A 205-nucleotide genomic window follows, 5' to 3' on the forward strand; every position below is an offset into this window, starting at 1 on the left:
GATCGGGCTCTTGAAGCCGCACACGCTGTGTAGCCGCCTGGTGTTGTAGAAGTCGGTGATCCAGGTGGCGATCTTGATGCGGGCCTCGGTGCGGGTGCGGAAGGTGTGCCGGTGGACGTACTCGACCTTGAGCACACTGTTGAACGCCTCGCTCACGGCGTTGTCGAAGCACGAGCCGACTCGTCCCATGGACTGCACGATGCCC

Annotated in this window: 1 protein-coding gene; it reads right to left on the reverse strand. The window is 62.9% G+C overall.

What is annotated here, in order from left to right:
* Window positions 1–198: integrase core domain-containing protein (locus tag IH50_RS41905; RefSeq protein WP_267883294.1), on the reverse strand; the 198-nt coding region annotated here is incomplete at its 3' end.
* Between the last annotated feature and the right edge of the window lie 7 nt (window positions 199–205).

The organism is Streptomyces sp. NRRL S-37, assembly GCF_000721605.1.
Lineage (GTDB): Bacteria > Actinomycetota > Actinomycetes > Streptomycetales > Streptomycetaceae > Streptomyces.